Origin of the sequence: Pseudomonas lini (assembly GCF_001042905.1) — a bacterium.
In the GTDB taxonomy this organism is placed as follows: domain Bacteria; phylum Pseudomonadota; class Gammaproteobacteria; order Pseudomonadales; family Pseudomonadaceae; genus Aquipseudomonas; species Aquipseudomonas lini.
This window is the reverse complement of sequence record NZ_JYLB01000001.1, coordinates 77,198-93,002: the sequence shown is the minus strand read 5'-3', so window position 1 is coordinate 93,002 and position 15,805 is coordinate 77,198. Positions and strand designations below refer to the sequence as shown.

19 protein-coding genes and 1 pseudogene are annotated in these 15,805 nt (G+C 58.3%); 2 read left to right on the top strand and 18 right to left on the bottom strand.

Features of this window, described 5'->3' with window-relative positions; translation table 11 throughout:
• Nucleotides 1–2 precede the first annotated feature (2 nt).
• The 12 genes and pseudogenes from TU81_RS00540 to TU81_RS00485 form a co-directional block, all read right to left on the bottom strand.
• Nucleotides 3–341, bottom strand: a complete 339-nt coding sequence (locus tag TU81_RS00540) for a phage tail protein (RefSeq protein WP_048392644.1) — start codon at nt 339–341, stop codon at nt 3–5.
• Nucleotides 341–3,379, bottom strand: coding sequence for a phage tail tape measure protein (locus TU81_RS00535; RefSeq protein WP_048392642.1), 3,039 nt, complete (start codon nt 3,377–3,379; stop codon nt 341–343). The genes TU81_RS00540 and TU81_RS00535 overlap by 1 nt, the downstream gene beginning before the upstream one ends.
• A 27-nt stretch (nt 3,380–3,406) precedes the next feature.
• Complete coding sequence (locus tag TU81_RS00530) at nt 3,407–3,679, bottom strand: DUF1799 domain-containing protein (RefSeq protein WP_048392640.1); 273 nt, start codon at nt 3,677–3,679, stop codon at nt 3,407–3,409.
• A 47-nt stretch (nt 3,680–3,726) separates the two neighbouring features.
• Nucleotides 3,727–4,110: a phage tail assembly chaperone gene (locus TU81_RS00525; RefSeq protein ID WP_048392638.1), complete on the bottom strand. Its 384-nt coding sequence runs from the start codon at nt 4,108–4,110 to the stop codon at nt 3,727–3,729.
• Between the two features lie 9 nt (nt 4,111–4,119).
• The gene (locus TU81_RS00520; protein ID WP_048392637.1) at nt 4,120–4,767 is read right to left on the bottom strand and encodes a phage tail protein; all 648 of its coding nucleotides are present in this window, start codon (nt 4,765–4,767) and stop codon (nt 4,120–4,122) included.
• A gap of 68 nt (nt 4,768–4,835) precedes the next feature.
• A complete protein-coding gene (locus tag TU81_RS00515) occupies nt 4,836–5,252 on the bottom strand; it encodes a phage tail terminator-like protein (protein WP_048392635.1) in 417 nt (138 codons plus the stop codon).
• Complete coding sequence (locus tag TU81_RS00510) at nt 5,249–5,845, bottom strand: hypothetical protein (protein WP_048392633.1); 597 nt, start codon at nt 5,843–5,845, stop codon at nt 5,249–5,251. Before TU81_RS00510 ends, TU81_RS00515 begins: the two co-directional genes overlap by 4 nt.
• Nucleotides 5,842–6,210 (bottom strand): hypothetical protein, encoded by a 369-nt coding sequence (locus tag TU81_RS00505; RefSeq protein ID WP_048392632.1) that lies wholly within the window; start codon nt 6,208–6,210, stop codon nt 5,842–5,844. Before TU81_RS00505 ends, TU81_RS00510 begins: the two co-directional genes overlap by 4 nt.
• Before the next feature lie 16 nt (nt 6,211–6,226).
• Nucleotides 6,227–6,730 (bottom strand): DnaT-like ssDNA-binding protein, encoded by a 504-nt coding sequence (locus TU81_RS00500; RefSeq protein WP_048392630.1) that lies wholly within the window; start codon nt 6,728–6,730, stop codon nt 6,227–6,229.
• Between the two features lie 62 nt (nt 6,731–6,792).
• On the bottom strand, nt 6,793–7,359 hold the full coding sequence (locus tag TU81_RS00495; protein ID WP_048392628.1) for a hypothetical protein: 567 nt from the start codon (nt 7,357–7,359) through the stop codon (nt 6,793–6,795).
• A gap of 45 nt (nt 7,360–7,404) precedes the next feature.
• Nucleotides 7,405–8,354 (bottom strand): annotated as a pseudogene (locus TU81_RS00490) (major capsid protein).
• A 12-nt stretch (nt 8,355–8,366) separates the two neighbouring features.
• Nucleotides 8,367–9,095 carry a hypothetical protein gene (locus TU81_RS00485; protein ID WP_048392626.1) on the bottom strand — a complete coding sequence of 243 codons (729 nt, stop codon included), beginning with the start codon at nt 9,093–9,095 and terminating at the stop codon, nt 8,367–8,369.
• Nucleotides 9,096–9,226: 131 nt separating this feature from the next.
• Between TU81_RS00485 and TU81_RS00480 the strand changes: the two genes are divergently transcribed.
• Nucleotides 9,227–9,724: a hypothetical protein gene (locus TU81_RS00480; protein ID WP_048392624.1), complete on the top strand. Its 498-nt coding sequence runs from the start codon at nt 9,227–9,229 to the stop codon at nt 9,722–9,724.
• Nucleotide 9,725: 1 nt separating this feature from the next.
• On the opposite strand, the gene TU81_RS00475 is transcribed toward TU81_RS00480, so the two are convergent.
• Genes TU81_RS00475 through TU81_RS00455 form a run of 5 tightly spaced genes read right to left on the bottom strand, consistent with a single transcriptional unit; the run spans nt 9,726 to nt 14,602 of the window.
• Complete coding sequence (locus TU81_RS00475) at nt 9,726–10,811, bottom strand: minor capsid protein (RefSeq protein WP_048392623.1); 1,086 nt, start codon at nt 10,809–10,811, stop codon at nt 9,726–9,728.
• Complete coding sequence (locus TU81_RS00470) at nt 10,786–12,201, bottom strand: DUF4055 domain-containing protein (protein ID WP_048392621.1); 1,416 nt, start codon at nt 12,199–12,201, stop codon at nt 10,786–10,788. Before TU81_RS00470 ends, TU81_RS00475 begins: the two co-directional genes overlap by 26 nt.
• Nucleotides 12,198–13,499 carry a terminase large subunit domain-containing protein gene (locus TU81_RS00465; RefSeq protein ID WP_048392619.1) on the bottom strand — a complete coding sequence of 434 codons (1,302 nt, stop codon included), beginning with the start codon at nt 13,497–13,499 and terminating at the stop codon, nt 12,198–12,200. The genes TU81_RS00470 and TU81_RS00465 overlap by 4 nt, the downstream gene beginning before the upstream one ends.
• Nucleotides 13,486–13,947: a DUF2280 domain-containing protein gene (locus TU81_RS00460; RefSeq protein ID WP_048392618.1), complete on the bottom strand. Its 462-nt coding sequence runs from the start codon at nt 13,945–13,947 to the stop codon at nt 13,486–13,488. The genes TU81_RS00465 and TU81_RS00460 overlap by 14 nt, the downstream gene beginning before the upstream one ends.
• Nucleotides 13,948–13,978: 31 nt before the next feature.
• Complete coding sequence (locus TU81_RS00455) at nt 13,979–14,602, bottom strand: putative metallopeptidase (protein ID WP_048392616.1); 624 nt, start codon at nt 14,600–14,602, stop codon at nt 13,979–13,981.
• Nucleotides 14,603–14,674: 72 nt separating this feature from the next.
• Between TU81_RS00455 and TU81_RS00450 the strand changes: the two genes are divergently transcribed.
• The gene (locus TU81_RS00450; RefSeq protein ID WP_053078254.1) at nt 14,675–15,127 is read left to right on the top strand and encodes a hypothetical protein; all 453 of its coding nucleotides are present in this window, start codon (nt 14,675–14,677) and stop codon (nt 15,125–15,127) included.
• 118 nt (nt 15,128–15,245) lie between these two features.
• Here TU81_RS00450 and TU81_RS00445 read toward each other — a convergent pair whose 3' ends face one another.
• Nucleotides 15,246–15,722: a hypothetical protein gene (locus tag TU81_RS00445; RefSeq protein WP_048392614.1), complete on the bottom strand. Its 477-nt coding sequence runs from the start codon at nt 15,720–15,722 to the stop codon at nt 15,246–15,248.
• Between the last annotated feature and the right edge of the window lie 83 nt (nt 15,723–15,805).

The window sequence follows — 15,805 nt, the reverse complement described above, 5'->3', positions numbered from 1 at the left end:
CCTTATGGTTGGAAGGCACGGTCAAAGGTGGCCGTGAGTTTGAACACCCCGCCGCCTATCGGAGTGGGGACGGGATTTTTGCAGGTGAACAGACCAAGCTGACCAAGCGGCGTGGTCCAGAGGAATGCCTTCGCCCCAGCGTGCCGGTCAAAGAACGCCATGATCTCCAGCACTTTGGCTTTTTGGCCGCTGTAGGTGATCGGATAGGAGTCTTCTTTGTTGTTCGGGCCGTCGCCGGCTTCCTGCTTGTAGCCGTCGCCGAACTGCGCAGTGCGCACCCGATAGGTAATTTCAGGTGCGTCACCGTGCTGAGTTGGCCAGGTGAATGTCTCAATCGCCATCAGGCTCTCCCGTTAACGTTGCGGAAACTCACGCCGCCAGCACGCCACGACTCGGCCACGGCTCTCTCTGCTGCTGCCTTCATCTGCGTTTGGAGGTTTTGCGAAAGCGCCTGTTGGTCGAGCTGCATTCCTTCAGAGCTGCGATCCGGAATCGCCACGGTGACAGGTGCGTTGATACTGATGGTCGATCCGCTGCCGCCACCACTCAAAGCTCGCACTCCAAGCTGACCACCGGCAGTCCGGGTCAGCGGCATGATCGCCTCCTCGCCGGCCTCTCCCATGACACCGATATCGCCACCGGCCATGCCGAAGGCTGTTGGCTTGCTCACAACGCTATTGGTGAAAGCTGCGCCGTTGGCAAACAACTGCACACCGGACGACCAGGCGCCGCCATCGGCCTGAATGCTGCCCGGTGTGAAGCCAGATAGGTCGCCGCTGTAGCCCGCCTGAGTCGATCCTGCTGACGCAGTTGATCCCGCACCGCCGGCGAAGTAACTCGCACCTGCGCCGATGAGGCTGCCCAGCAGCGCGGAACTGGCTTGCCGAGTGGCGATGCGCGCCATGTCCGCCAAGATCGATTTCGTAAAGTCCGCGAACGACAACTTCCCAGTCATAGCAAAGTTGACGATTGCGTCTTCCATCGAAGTGAAGGCGTTGGTGAACAGACTCTTCGTCTGCCCGGCAACATCCCGAGCCGACTCCAGGTAGTTCTGCCATGCCGACGTTGCGCCGACGCTCCAGTCACCTTGGGCTGCCGTCATCTCGTCGTAATTGGCTTGAACGGTGTCGTGCAGATCCTGCTGTGTAGCTTTGAGTGCTGCCAGTTTCTGGGTGTACTCGTCGAGGCTCATACCGCGCGGGCCATCGCCGTACTGGTTTGCCAACTCCAAGCTTTGCTGGTTGAAGCGATCGTCGATTCCGTTCTGCTGATCCGTCAGCCCACGCTGTCGATCGCCCTGCCCCAATCCTGAGGCCGCACGCTTCCCCTGCTGTCGAAGCGTCTCGATCTGTTGCTGTAAGGCGTCGGTATACGTTTTGACGGCCAGAGTCTGCTTGCGCAGGCGACCATCTGCGTTGGTGGCAATGATCGAAAGCTGGCTGTCCGCCTCCTGCTGCGCCTTGACCATCGCTCTGCGTGCGTCCGAGATCTTTTGATCGATCTGGATGATCTGCGCCGCGGTCGTTCCCTTTTTAGTCTTGGCTGCTTCCAGGGCCGCGATTTCCGCCTCATATCCCTGGGCTACTTCGACGGCTTCCTGCTTCAGCAGGCTGACGCGTTGCTCGGTGTAGCTGGCCTGCGAGATAACACCGGCCCGCTGAGATGCTTCGAGTTCCTTATCAGCGTTTTTGTAGTAGGCCTGAGTTTCGGCGAGTACATTTTTTGCGCTGTTGAAGCCCGTCAGGTCGACGCTGCCTGCTGCGCCTTTCGGATCTTTGAACTTGTCGTTGAGGTTCGCCATGTTCTTGGCGACCGCGGCCGGATCAAGCCGTGGATCGTTCGGGCTGGTCTTGCGGATGTCGTCGAGCTGCTTCTTGTATTCCTTGATTGCCTCGGCGCGCTTCTGCTCGTTGGTCAGAGACGATTTCGTCAGGGCATCGACTTTAGCCATCGCAGACACAGCGTCTTTCTGAGCCTTGGCTTGATCGCCTTCGTATTTGGCGATGTCGGCTGCTGCAGCCTTCTGGTCCTCCAGCATGTTCAGCTGATTGCTGTAGAGCTCAACCATCTCTTTCTGGTTTTGGAAGGCACCCACATTGCCCGATTGCGCTTGCTCCAGATTCCTCCGGGCCTGTTCAATGTCGGCATCGATATCGGGCCGCCCCAGGTTCTTCAGGTTGTCCGCAGCTCGCGCGACAGCGTTGTAACCCTTCTCCCAGAAGCTCAGGTTTTCGAGGATCCTCGGAGTGCGCTCGTTGATCGCATCCGCGTACTGTTCGGTTGCCAGCTTCACGGCGCCGGCATGGTCGCCCTGCTCTTCCAGAGCGGCGATCTGCGAATAAACCGAAGCTGTCAGGTAGTGGTATTGCTCATTCAGCGCGGCTGACGCCTTGACCGGCTCGTCTGCGATCTTTTCGAACTCAGCAACCGTCTCTTTTATGGCTTTGCCGGTCGCCTCGTTCATGGACACGGCAGCCTGGGCAATGCCGCCGAAGCTCTCACCAGCGATTTTCCCGTTGCCGGCCAGCAGCGCCAACACTTCGGCAGCCTGGCCAGTCGTGCCGACGGTCGCGCTGACCTGCCGCGCCATCTCGCCAAGTTGGCTGGCGGTCATGCCAGAGGCGTTACCGGTGAGCACCAGGCCTTTGGTATAGGTGTCCTGCTCTTTGCTGCCCTTGTAGTAGGCAACGGCCAGCCCACCGACGGCAGCAGTAGCCAAGGCAATTGGCGCCAGAATGGCAAGCAGGCCAGCAGCCGATGCACCCGCACCAGCGCCCAACTGAGCAACAGCGCGTACACCACTGCCCCAGTCGCCTGAGGACAGCGCATTGCCGAGCTGAACGACGTTTTCCTGAGCCTGGCGAGTGCCGAGTTTCAGCTTGTCGAAACCGGTGGCAGTTTTTTCCAGTGATGCGTAGTTGCCGTTCAGCTTGCCCAGTGCCGAGTTGTACTGGTCCTGACTGATGCGGCCGGCATCGAGATGCTTGCCCAGCTGCTCTACCTGATTATCGAGCTTGTCCATGGCCGCACGGGCGGGGTCGATCGCGCCGAGCAGGCTGTTTAGCGCCTTCTGTTCATCCAAAGTGGACTTGGCCAGCGCCGCTTGCTGCTTGTCGAGCTGCGCGGTGATCTTGGTGAACTCGGCCTCGCCATAGGCACCGGTCTTAGTGAGTTTCGCCAGATTTTCGCGCTGCTTTGCCAGTTCCTGCGTGGTGGTCGCGCCCTTCGACAACGACTTCTCCAGCGCTTCCATCTCTTTCATCAGGCCGACGGCGGACTGCTCCGCTCGATCGCCGGCCTTGGTCATCTTGTCGAGTTCGACAGCGGCCCGGGCGGTGTCAGCTGAGTCAATCTTGATGCCCAGTTCTGCGATGTTCATCGACTCACCTTGAATAAGTGCCCGTTTTCACGGGCTGTTGTCGCGAGCTTCAGCCATGACGGCGATGGCTTCCGATTCCATTACGCGAATGTCCTGAAACACGCTGGGTCGATCCTTCGCGGGAACACCGACGAGCCTCATGACATTGGGCAGAACGCCATAATCGAGCCCGGTTGCGCCGCATGCGCCTGTGCGCCACTGAGTTCCCATCGAATCCATCACGAGGAACGACCTCCAGTTGTCCGGCCAGACCTCGACAGTTTCGTCGTAGTCCTCTGGTGAAAAGCCGAACAGGGCCATCTGTTCGGCGGAACCGTCGGACTCATAGAGCGCACGGGCAGCGGCGGTTAGTTTCCCAGGCGGGCCTTGCCGAAGGCTTCGCTGTAGGCCTTCACAACGGCATCCGAAACACCGATGCAGCTCTTCACCAGAGCGGTGATCGACTCATCGTTGAGCTTGTCGTTGAAGCCCCATGCCACAACCAGGTCCTTGATCTGCTCGACACCCTGATCCACTTCCGCTGCGGTGATTTCGGTGAGAGATGGCTGGGTGTCTTTGAAGCGCTCGCCCAAGGCTTCGGCTTTCTCCTTCCAGGCGTCGAACAATTCGGCCAGGGCCGTACGGTCTCGATACTTGAAGGTGAACGGAACCATTGCGGGCCTGCCGCCCACCTGAGGGATCGCCACATCGACAGTGAACGTCGGCTTCGGCGCGATGGAAAACTTTGCCATGGGATCCCCTTAGGCGTTGTAGCGTGTTGGACGGGAGGCGAACGACAGCGTGATGGTCCGCGTCATGATGTTGTTGCGGCTCAGCGTTGGGGTCGCAGTGATCGACACATACGCGTAGTAGTAGATGGTCGCGCCACCCGGGAGGTTTGCACGGACCAAGCGCGGCTCCTTGTCTTCATCGGCGGCTTCCACCACGGCGACGTATGCCTGAGCAGGGTCATCCGCTACTGGCAGCGTCATGCTGCTGGCCGACTTGGTGGTGGGCAGTTGGCGATCATCGTCGTCTTCGAGGAAGCCGTAAGTCAGAAATTGCTGCTCACCGCCGTTTGCGGTCGGCTCGGTGATCTGAGCGATTTGGGTCCAGCCGGACGCAGCACGAACCAATCCCGCACCGGAGCCTGCCGGATAGTTTTTGACACTGGTGGTATCCACGCCCTCGGCCGCGAAGTCGCCCACATCGGAATCAATCACTCGCGCAGGACGGCCGTTCAGCTTCGCCCACGCCGAATCAATGACGATCACGTCGCCATTGGCCAGGCCGTGAGCGGCAGCGGTCAGCACTGCGGGCTTGGCGTTGGAGATGGCAGTGAACGCTTTCGCCGTGCTCAGGGTGGCAGCAATCTCGAACGTGGTGCCGTTGGGAATCTTGACGCTCATGGGTTTTCCTCTTTGCAGAAATGACAAAACCCGCGCAGTGGCGGGTTCTGGGTTGCCCAAGGGGCGGATTAGTTGGTGTCGGCTCGGTATTGAAAAGAGACCGGTACAGTGAAGGTCGTGTCGTCTGGAATTCCAGGGCCGGGGTCGACTGGTGTCATGGTGACGACGGTCAGGGCACCCTTGGTGTCCCGCTCGTACAGCGGGAACAGCGCGGCGATCTGGTCGGCCAGCGCACCAGCCGCACCGCGATACTTGCCCGATGGAGTCACGATGCTGACCTGAAACACGCCGGTGTACAGCTTGTGGTCGCCACCGAGCGTGTTGCTCGCGGTGTCCGCCGGTAGCGTGAAGGCCTTCAGGTAAGTGGCGCCGTCGACGGGCGTGTAGGCCTCGTTCTCGACGACGACCTTCAGCGGTACCGGCAACGCTTTCGCCCAGGCGATCAGCTTGGCCTCGTAGATTGAGGCAATGATGTTATGGCTCATACCTGATTGTTCCTGATGGCCTCCTGCACGATCTGCTGGAAGCGGGCCACGGTGATGCGGACCATGCCGCCGGGGGCCTGGGTCGAATGCCCGAACTCGAGCGGGATGGCATATGGCAGGTTGTTGATGAGGTAGGCAGTCTGTCCGGCGGTGAAATCGCTCACCGCCCAAACCAGTGCAGCAATCGTCTCCTGGCCGCTCGGATCAACCTCATCGAAGGTGACTTTCTCGACCACATCGATTGAAAGATGCCAGTTGGCCCGGAATCGTCCGCCGACATAGCCCTGAGGGGCAACGATGTCCATGCCATCGTTCAGTTTGCACCCAGGCTTGAGCCGCCCCGCCTTCGTCAGATTGGCCGGATCGCTGCGCAAATCGCTGTTGTGATCGTCTACGGCCTTGTTGTACTGACGGGCCACAGTGTTCTGCGCCCATATATCAGGATTCCCCACCGGCGACATGCGGATAACGCTGCTGCCGACCTCGATGATGATCTCGCGCAGGCTGACGTCGATGGCTTCCGTCGCTTGGGCTGCAAACTCGGCCAGACTCAAGGCAAAGCTGCCGGACTGACCGGCGCCGGCGCGACTCATGACCGCACCTGCAGTTCGTACAGGATCGGCGTGCCGGCCGGGTTGATCTCTTTCAGCGGTGGAACGATTGACCAGGTGCGACCTTGAACGATGACCTTGTTCAACAGGTCCGGCACCCACGCCAGCCCCTGCGCGGCGACCTTCAGCTTCTTGTCGCCCTGCTTGATGAGGCTGTTGTTCTGGTACTCTTGACCGGTGAAGTCGAGCAGGATGCCTTGGGCTGTCTGCTCGGTGACGGTGTCAGGCGGTGCACTGCCGGCGTCTGGGTCGTACTCGCCGACAGTGGTTGCCCGGATGGTCACGGGCTGGCCGAACTCTGTGATCAGCTCCAGAGCCATCACGGCCATTTCGTCGTAGAAGGCCATCGAGGCTCCGTTTCAGCTATGCGCGGACGGCGAACAGGCCCCGCTTCTGTAGGTAGTCGGCAAACTGCGTAGCGCTCGGCCGATCAGGTGCCGCCGGCAACAGTCGGCCGCTGGTGTTGGAAATCGTGGCGTACTCGCGAGTTACTGCGCCCTCAACACGCTCCAGCGTCACTGCACCTTTGCGCTTGTCGATCGGGTCGATGTCGTCAGTATGGATCTCGGCGGCCAAGGCCATCTGGCCGTACTGGATGCGAGCCGGTAGGTAGTTGTCGGGCTTGATCTGACAATCCAGTTCAACCCCGCGGCGCGGCCAGGCCAGAGCCTGATCGCTGTCCATCTTGCGCCCCTTCCAGGTCATGCCGTCCATCACCAAGGCGGCCCGGCGAAGCAACGTTTCCTGCGAAATCTCGTCCACAGGAATGGTCGCACCAAACTTCTCGGCATACATGGCCAAGTCCTCGGCAGTTGCATAGCTTTCGGCGTCTGGCTTACCGGTGCCGTCCTCGATGATGAGTGTCATGGATCAACTCGCTGGATTGAATTTTGAATGATCGGCCACCGGGATACCGGTAGCCTGCAGTATTACGCCTTGGTCAGGTCGGCGACGAGCTTTTCCAGGGATTCTTTCGAGGCGTTGGCCCGGTAGGTCACACCAGCGGCTTCGAGTTTAGCCTTCAGGGCTTCGACTTCTTGGCTCTCGCCCGCCTTCAGCGCTTCGAGCTCGACGCGCAGCTTCTCGTTTTCCGCTGCAAGATCATCACGCGCACCGCCCAGTTCGACCATCTGAAGGCGGATGCCGTCGAGCGCATAAAACAGGCGGATTGCGAGCTCACCGGCTTCTGGCTTTTCAACTTCACCAGCTTCAAGACCATCGATAACAGCACGGACTGTGTCGCTTTCAGCGCGCAGCTTGCCGATCAGGTCTTCCAGTTCACCTTTATCGCCACCAACAATCTGCACCAGGTTCTGGTCGCCTTCCTTCAGCGCCACTTCGACACCGACATTCTCGTAGGCCGAAACCACCTTCGGCCATTCGCCGACGACAACAACACCGGTCACGCCCGCTTCCGGGCGATCGAAATGCTCCGGGTTGCGATAGCGCTTATCTGGATCAAAGCCAGAGCTTTGAGTGGAATAGATGAGTTCCATGGAAATCTCCGTAGCGGCCATCGCTGGCCGCTGTCATGGGTAGCGTTAAGGAGTGGTCGTCAGAGTGATCATCACGCCAGCGGTGACCTTGTCGCTGTCGGAGTGCTTGACCCAGTTCGCCGCCGAACCTACGGCTGCCAAGGTTGGGTTCGCGCCGCCGACCGCATCCTTCCAGCTGTAACCCAGAACGTCGATGTTGACGGTGCCCTCGGCGCGGTAGCCGATCCCGAGGTTTTCCTCGTCGTCCACGTTGTACGAGCGGAAACCCGGTGCCTGGGATTCAGTGATCACCACAGCGTTCGGCAGCAGGCCGAAGATCACATCCGCCGGCGCTGTGTCGGTCACCAGTACCGGCTTGCCGAGGGTGCCCGGCAGGCCGCCGTAAATCACGACACCGGCTTCCTCGTAGACCTTGTTGGCGATGGCCTCATCGACGATGTCGAAATAGGCACTGGAGTGCATGACCCACAGGGCAATGCGACCGAACTTATCGCCAAACTTGCGCATGCCGCGGGTCAGGGTCTTTTTGCCGTCGGTTTCGATGTTGGCTGTGACCACCATCCCAGCGTTGGAGCTGATAGCAGCACGGAGCGCTGCGGTGGCGTACTGGATGAAGCCTTCCAGGGTTGCATCGGCCACATCGGCACCGATGATCTGGGAGAACTCATCGACCGGGCGACCGCGACGCTTGAACGCCTCTTCGGTGGTCTGGTACGGGCCGTACTTCCACGGAGCCTTGACGCCCACGGCTTCGCCGGCACCGATCTTCTTGGCGGTACCTTGCCGACGGAGTTGACGTCGCGATGCTCCAGCGAGCCGCCAATTTTGTAGAAGGAGCGCTTGCGGAAGTCGCCTTCAATCAGCTCGTTGTCGAGAACTATCGCGCCATTGGACGAGGCGTTGAACACATCGAGGTTGTCCTGGACACGCTCCAGGTATGCGGTTTGCGCCTCATCGTTGTAGATGACCAGGTCGCTGTTAACGGTTGTAGCCATGGATGAATCCCCTTACTTGGGCAATTGCAGGAATGCGGTTTGGCCGTGCTTGCGCTGGTAATCGCGCTTTTGCTCGGAGGTCATTTCGGAGCGTTTGAATGCAGCCTGGCCGCCACCCCCGCCCGGGGCTTGTGTCCCTGAAGCCCTTGGCCACAGGTGAGGCGCGCTTTCGCGCAATGATTCCGCCCATTCGAGCGGAGTCAGTGGGGTTTTGCCGTCTTTGCCGAGGATGGTCTGGCCAGACTCATCGACGGCGACCGCTTCGCCCTCTTCATTCAGTGAGAACACGCCCTTGGCGCGCAGGATGATGTCGTCGGTTGCTTCCGGCAGAGCGCCGGCTTTCAGTGCTGCGCCGCGCACCGAGTCGCCCAAGACTTTGCCTTGGAACTTCGCGGCGAATGCTTCGGCCTTCTCGGCACGCGCGGTGATGGCCTTCAACTGCTTGTCTTGTTCGCCACGCAGGCGCTCAGTGCGCCGGTTGAAGACTTCGTCCACCTTGCCCTCTGTCAGCAGTTTGGTTTCTTCGTCTTGGCCGGCCCGACTCAGCAGTCCTTTAACGGCGTCGATATCGATGCCTTCAAACTGGGTTTCGAACTGGGTCAGCTTGCCGGTAGTGTCTTTCAACTTGCCCAGCAGCTCGGTGTTCTTGGTTTTCAGTCCGGAAACGGATGCTTCAACGGCAGTCGCGATAGCGGCCTTGATTGCCGGGTTTTCCAGGTCGATTTCGTTTTCTTCTGCCACGTTGATGCACCCCTTGGGTTTGGTCTGCCCGCTTCGCAGGCATAAAAAAGCCCGCTTAATGCGGGCATACTTAAATAGAATCTCGTTTTCACTTTTGCATTAGCGCAGCCAAGTACTCAGAAAGGACTCCAATGAACCAGCCGACCAATACCAGCAAATTCAGCATCATATTTCCCGTCGTTTGCACCCTGATTGGGGTCTTTGCCACGAGCACATTTACCTGGCTGACTAGCTATCAAACAGCATCCCTGAGCCAGAGGAGCGCATGCATTCAGCGGATTGATATTCAGGAAAAACTACTTCGTGAAAAAGGAGAGAGTTTTCTCGCAGCGATGGGTGATCTACTCAACTATTCGCTTTTCGCAAAAACGTCTACTAAGCAAGAGCTTGCGGAAAATGCAGGCCCGTTGATCAAGGCAGGAATTGTGATATCCGCATATGCCCCGCCGGAACTTGGACTCAGGTCGCTGATGATTTCCAACTCTGTACGCGTCGGATCGCTGGCTTCAATGCGCCAGTTCGACGAGGACACCGCAATGGGGACAATTAACGAGTCCTTTGGGAAATGGCACTCCGCTTTTTACGACGCGCTGAACGCACTGGATAATCAGCGACAAAAATGTGAATGACTCAGATCCCAGCTCGCTCGAAGGCCAGAGGTTCAAGCGACTTCATCTGCGCCAAGTTCAGCGGCGAAAAGTTGCGATCAAGCTGCAGCTCAGAGAAGCGCTGGACGCTCAGCCCGCCCTCTCGGAACAGCTTGGCCCGTACCGGACCGATCGCCACGTCCTGAAACGTCGCCGGTTGCTGCTGAAGCCAATGGTAATAGTCGAGGCTCGCACTTACCTGTCCTGCGCCAATTGCCCCAACCGAAGCCCGTGTAGCGCCCTCGGCGAACATTTCACTGAGCTTAGTCCGCAGGATAAAAGTGGTCCGGCAGTTCGGATGAAAGGGCGGCCTTGGCCCTGAGTTAACCGGGAAGCGTCGCTTATCCATCGAACGACAAGTCTGGCTGGTCTTACTGTCCAGCGTGGCGACTATTTCAATCTCGGACACCACATCGGTGTTGGCCTTGGCCACCTCCATACGCGCCTGCGACGACACATGCTGAATCGCGGTATGCACGACCGTGCTCGCGTTGCGACTGGTCGTTGCCAGGACACCGTCTTTGTACCCCGCCACTTTCGTGCCGCGAATATTGCGGATGATCTGGAAGTTCGTCTGCCCTTCGAAAAAGCCCTGTCGAATCGTCCCGGTAACCCGGTCGCGCTCGGCAACAGTCCAGCCCTTGATGAACGACTTCAGCAGCTTCCCGCCCCCGGTGCCGCGCACGCTGAGTGGATTCGTTAGCACCGCCGTCCTGATAGCTGCCGCCGTCGGAGCTGCCACATCAAGCGACACGCCGACCGGCGCGGACCTAGCCAGGCTGGTCGCCTCGAACTCGGCTTCGTAGTTGGCAATGTCAATCAGGTCGAGGTTCAGCTGCGTGCTGTAACGGTCGAAGATTCCCAACAGCAGGCTATCGACCTCCTTCAGCAATGCCTCCAGGCGCTTGACGTTGTACTCGGTCATATCTGACCGGGTGAGTCGATCTCGGATCGAGCGATCAAACTCCTTGAGAAAAGGCGCGAACTTGCCAACCTCCCCCGCCTTAAGCTTTTCGAGGAAGACCGCGTGCCGGATCGTGGCGTCAAGGATTGCTTGGTTTGCCGCCATTTGGTGTTACCTCGTCATCCAAGCCCAGGCCATCGCCTTGCTCATGAAGCTCGCCATCGATCTGCTGGTCTGTGCGCTCTGGGGCAATCAAGCCCAGCTTGCGCAGGTAGGCCCGCAGGTCGGCCTTTGCGAATCCGCCGTTCTGCCACAGGCCAACCAAGGCCGTGACCATCTGCGGATCAGCCGTCAGTTCGACGAATTCTTGATTGACCTGATAAGCGACCTTGTCGGTGACGCCCATGTACTGGCCGCACCACATGATCGCCCGGGTATAGGCCTCGCTGACATTCGCCACGCAGCCGGCCAGCACCGATGTCGACGCAGACTGATCGCCGCGGGACTCAGTGGCCGTTTTGGTTGCCAGTGAAGCGACAACCATGCGAGCACCCAACTCGATCATCATCTGGTTCTTGTCGGCCATGGCTTCCTTGACCAACGTGTTTGGTAGTGGCTGCGCATAACCGAATGCGCCTCCGACTGGAAGCATCATCGGGGCGCGAGAGCCGACGTAAACGCCGTTCTTCTCCATCCAATCGCGCCATTGCTCATCAAGGCCGGATATCCACGGCTGAGCCTGGCCGCACCAGAAGACGCTGTCTTCGTAATCGGCGCTGTTGCGGTAATGACCCAGGTTGATCATCGCGATGTCGTACAGCGGCGATTCATCGATTGTAGGATCGTTGTTTTGCGCGCCGACGAAGGTGAACGGGATCTCCTTGAGACGCCCGGTGACACCATCGGGCTTGAAGGTTTCGAAAACCTCCAGCGGTCCACCACCCTTCGGGCCGGTCCTGCGCCATACCCGACAAACAAATCCATCAGCCTCAAGCGCCAGCTCACGGAACTGCTCGACCAGTTTGAAACCGAAGCCGTCTTCAACTTCCAGCGTCTCGCGCAGCATCACCATCGTCAGCACGCTGTGGCCGTCAACCATGCCCGTGCGCCAATTAATGATGTCCTCGGCACAGTAGGTCAGGATTACAGCATGGCCACCTGCACCGGCGTCTTGGTGAAAATCGACATACAAGCCGTGCCGGCCAGCCTCCAGAACCTTCTCAAGGGTGCCTTGCGAATGTTGGTAAATGCTCACACCGGAGCCGTTGGCGTTGTCCTGCAAGTACTCCAGTTTCTTCGGCACGGTGAGCGTTGGGTCTTTGTGGAAGGCCAGGCCGAGCAAACCGTTTCGCGTGTGGCCGGTTGCGTTTTTGAAGACCGCTCGCTCGCGGTATGCCTTGTTACGATCCTGATTCTCTGGCGACTTGTCGTGAGCATTGATGTACGGAAGACGATCCACCACTCGATGCTGCCCTGCGCAGACGTCGCGAACGGTCGCCCAGCGGTCCAGCGCTTCGATGTAGTCCGGCCGCTTAAAGGAAGCGTCGTTGCTCATCGGGCGTATCCCATTTTGATAGCGGTGACCGGTTTGATAATCGGGTACTCGCGGTGAATGAAGTAACCGCCGCCGTCGTTAGCGTGGTCATTGCCCTGGCTCTTGTCCGGCTCGCCGTTGGGCGCCCAGACCTGCTGCTCAAGGCCGTCAGCGTAAGTTGGGCAGGTGAACGGGTTGACCAGGTAACGCCGCTCGCGCTGCGCATTGCAGAACATGGCGTTCATGGCGTTGATCCGGTCCTTCACAGGCGGGTTGGCCGCTGGCGCGATGACCGCGAAGCCTGCCTGCTTGAGCATGGCGATATCGGTGATGCTGGCATTGACCGACTTACGCGAGTCACCTGAGGCGTCGGGGTAGATCCTGATTTCGCAGGTCTTCTCGAAGTCGTTGCCGTTGTGACGCCAGTAGCGCTCCTTGATCCGGCGAATCATGTCCGGCGTGTCGTAGCCATCCATCAACTCATCGACTGCACGGGGCAAACCTTGGTCGCGCTTGACGTGAGTGATCGCTGCCATCTTCCCGACGTTGAAGTCCATGCCGATGAATAGCGGCTCACCGGCCTGCACGGTGTCGAAGCACTGGTTCAGCTTGCGGTCGTATGCGTGGTAGATCGATCCAGACGTCAGGTTGACGAACTGGCCATTCAGGTAAGCGCGGATCAGCTGCTCGGGGTACGACTCCATCAGCGAAGGGATGTAGTCGTCTGGCAGGTTCAGCTCGTTGTCGAACGTGCTCGCCTGCACCAGACCGTACATCTCATTCAACTTCGGCTTATCGCGAAGCTGCTTTACGAACTGCAGGAAGACGAACTTGAAACCTTCCGGCGTGGTGGTCACGTCGACGCCGTTCTTCAACCCCGGCAGGTTGTAACGCATCCGGGCAATGATCTTGCGCCAGGCCTGCTGAGCCTTGATCGACGTCAGCACGTCGAGCTCATCCACCAGGGCGTGGCCGATCTTGAAACCGACGATGGTCTGAGGCTTCTCCATCGACCGGCAAATTACAGTGCCGCGATACTGCCGACCGCTGTAAATGTGAACCTCATGGTTCGCCTGGTTGATCTTGGTCTTCAGTCCCCAGTCATGGGCCACCTCTTCAACCGTCGGGTAGAAGATGTCCCGGATCTGCGGGTAAGTCGGAGCGAAGTAGCCAGCGTTGACGCCGGGCCACTCCATGAAGTGCTTGCACAGTGCCGAACATCCGACCCAGGTCTTCCCTGAGCCGAAGCCAGCAACGAATGCGCGGAATTTGTTGGGCAACAGGAGGAACTTCGATTGCGGAACATTAAGGCTCGGCATCCGGCTTCCTCGCATCCACCACGTCGACCTGAATGCGGGTCGGGATTGCCGGCTCGTCGTCAGGCTCGTCCTTTCGATTGCGATTGACGTACATGTCGCCGGTTTCTTTCGCAGCCTGTTCCAGAATCTGCATGGCCAAGCCGATGTTCTTCATCGTCTCGGCCTTCTCCACGAATCGGTTCATGGCGCGGAGTCGGAAGGCGCGGTTGGCGATCGGAATCTCTGCCGTCTCTTCGCGGAAGCGCTTGCGGGTGTCGTGAAACAGCGTCACCCACTTCTTCGCCAAATCTCTCCCTGCACGTTTGGTTGGGTCTTGGGCCTCACACTGCTGACGGGTAACCTCAATGCCGAACTCTTCTCGGACAGCGGCTGCAACTTGGGAAGGAGTGTCGAAGCACGCCAAGGCCTGAACCATGAAGCCTTTCACCTCATTGTTCAGGGCTGCCATAGGGTAAATTCCGTCTTAGGTCTGTCAGGGGTCAGGCCGATCTGAGCAGACAGGTTCCGCAGGCCCTCGATATGTTCAATTTCCCCACCTCAGCAGGACTGTTTGCAGCATCCACCAACGCTTGAACGTCAGGGCTCGCACCGTAGCGACGGACCACACCTACGAACTCTTCGACGTCGTGTCCGCGCATCTCAAGCTTGGGCAGGCCTTCCTGTGTGAACTTGGGAACGCCGTACTGATCCTTCGCCTGGGCGATGTGGTACAGCTCATGCTCAACCAGTGCGCAGAAGTCAGCGTCAGAGCACTGCGCGCAGTAATCAGCGGCCAACGTAATGATGTAGGCCGGCACATCGCCGAACCAATCCATCATCTGTTGCTCCATCCGGGCCTTCTGCCAGCCACCCGCACGGAACGCCACTTGCTCGGCCTGACCTACGACCGTGCGACCCTTCTTGCTGAATGCAGCCGATGCCCACATCACTCGGATGTCAGCATCGATCAGATGAGCATGGTCTTCGTTGTGAATGCTGCCGGTGTCGGCAAGGATCTCGGCACTCAGCCATTCCCATACCTCAGGGGATGGAGCAAGGCGGATACCGAAGTCGGAGAGCTCGGACAGCTCAAGGAGCGACGCCGGTGGCATTGGCCTATCCATGGTTGTCCTGTGCTTGAAATGGGAACTGGATACAGGTAATGAGTTAGCTACCGCATTCGCCGAGGACCAGTAATGACCAACATAGAACGCTTCGATCAGCTCACTGGGCGCATATTTGCCGTGCTCTACGAAGACTTTCCGATGACTGTCGACTTAACCGATGAAGCGTTTACCGATGCAATAGTCGTAGATCCCGTCGATAGTGAAGAGGGCATGGACCAGTTGATGGCTCGAGGGGAGTTCTTTTCAGCAACAGTTCTGTGGCTCATCAAGTCGGGCTACATATCCTTTTATGAGGATATTTCGAAGACGCACGATATGTTTCTAGGTTGCACCTTGACCGCGAAAGCATTGGAGGCACTGAAAGCCACCCCCTCAACGCTTTCAGGTGACAGTATCGGCGCAAGCCTGCAAGCAGCTGCGAAAGGAGGGATGGTTGAAGCCATCAAATCACTAACCAACGACGCATTAAGCAAAGGACTTGCACTAGCAACAAGGGCAGCGATTGATCTTGCCACCCCTTAGCGCAAAGACGAATAACCGGTAGGACGCGCTCGATTGTCTCCCAGCCGGAACGTTTGGTTGTCATGAACATATTTTGCGCATAAAAAAGCCCCGCACTCACGGGGCTCAAAACGGTGGGTTAAGAGACCTTTAGGCCTAAACGATAGATCAACGATCTCGCGATCTCATACATCTGGTTATCTTGCGTAGTCGCAAAAAAATTCCTTGCGTTTATCTGTCCTGTCTTGCTACCGCCAGGAGAAACTAGACCGTCTTTTTGAATTAGCAGTTTCCAAGCCTCGAACCATGCAGGCCTACCGAAAGGATCAACGCCACGCTTCTCAAACAGGTATTCGCCTTGAATTCCAGAGTCATCCACAAAAAAAGCCAAACGACCTCTTGCGTCGCCAAAAGCTGATTTTATCAGGAGGTGCCCTAGAGACGATTCCGTATCAGGATCGATCTCTACTTCAAGGTGATACTTGACCTCGGAATCGCGAAACACCGCGATAAGCCTGTCCGTTAGGCTCCTTGCAAATTTCCTGATTACTTCAGCATCCGAAGCAAGGGAAATTATCGAATCTCGCTGCTGAGATGTGACTTCGGGGTATTCCATTACTCACTCCCATATGGTTGGAAGCAGAGTATGGTGCGAAATCATCCCTTCCAGTCAATTCAACCTTTCGCCGCGATCCAGAA

Coding starts and splice junctions, on each gene's coding strand:
- TU81_RS00540 (WP_048392644.1), bottom strand. CDS start 341: ATGGCGATTGAGACATTCACCTGGCCAACTCAGCACGGTGACGCACCT.
- TU81_RS00535 (WP_048392642.1), bottom strand. CDS start 3,379: ATGAACATCGCAGAACTGGGCATCAAGATTGACTCAGCTGACACCGCC.
- TU81_RS00530 (WP_048392640.1), bottom strand. CDS start 3,679: ATGGCCCTGTTCGGCTTTTCACCAGAGGACTACGACGAAACTGTCGAG.
- TU81_RS00525 (WP_048392638.1), bottom strand. CDS start 4,110: ATGGCAAAGTTTTCCATCGCGCCGAAGCCGACGTTCACTGTCGATGTG.
- TU81_RS00520 (WP_048392637.1), bottom strand. CDS start 4,767: ATGAGCGTCAAGATTCCCAACGGCACCACGTTCGAGATTGCTGCCACC.
- TU81_RS00515 (WP_048392635.1), bottom strand. CDS start 5,252: ATGAGCCATAACATCATTGCCTCAATCTACGAGGCCAAGCTGATCGCC.
- TU81_RS00510 (WP_048392633.1), bottom strand. CDS start 5,845: ATGAGTCGCGCCGGCGCCGGTCAGTCCGGCAGCTTTGCCTTGAGTCTG.
- TU81_RS00505 (WP_048392632.1), bottom strand. CDS start 6,210: ATGGCCTTCTACGACGAAATGGCCGTGATGGCTCTGGAGCTGATCACA.
- TU81_RS00500 (WP_048392630.1), bottom strand. CDS start 6,730: ATGACACTCATCATCGAGGACGGCACCGGTAAGCCAGACGCCGAAAGC.
- TU81_RS00495 (WP_048392628.1), bottom strand. CDS start 7,359: ATGGAACTCATCTATTCCACTCAAAGCTCTGGCTTTGATCCAGATAAG.
- TU81_RS00480 (WP_048392624.1), top strand. CDS start 9,227: ATGAACCAGCCGACCAATACCAGCAAATTCAGCATCATATTTCCCGTC.
- TU81_RS00475 (WP_048392623.1), bottom strand. CDS start 10,811: ATGGCGGCAAACCAAGCAATCCTTGACGCCACGATCCGGCACGCGGTC.
- TU81_RS00470 (WP_048392621.1), bottom strand. CDS start 12,201: ATGAGCAACGACGCTTCCTTTAAGCGGCCGGACTACATCGAAGCGCTG.
- TU81_RS00465 (WP_048392619.1), bottom strand. CDS start 13,499: ATGCCGAGCCTTAATGTTCCGCAATCGAAGTTCCTCCTGTTGCCCAAC.
- TU81_RS00460 (WP_048392618.1), bottom strand. CDS start 13,947: ATGGCAGCCCTGAACAATGAGGTGAAAGGCTTCATGGTTCAGGCCTTG.
- TU81_RS00455 (WP_048392616.1), bottom strand. CDS start 14,602: ATGGATAGGCCAATGCCACCGGCGTCGCTCCTTGAGCTGTCCGAGCTC.
- TU81_RS00450 (WP_053078254.1), top strand. CDS start 14,675: ATGACCAACATAGAACGCTTCGATCAGCTCACTGGGCGCATATTTGCC.
- TU81_RS00445 (WP_048392614.1), bottom strand. CDS start 15,722: ATGGAATACCCCGAAGTCACATCTCAGCAGCGAGATTCGATAATTTCC.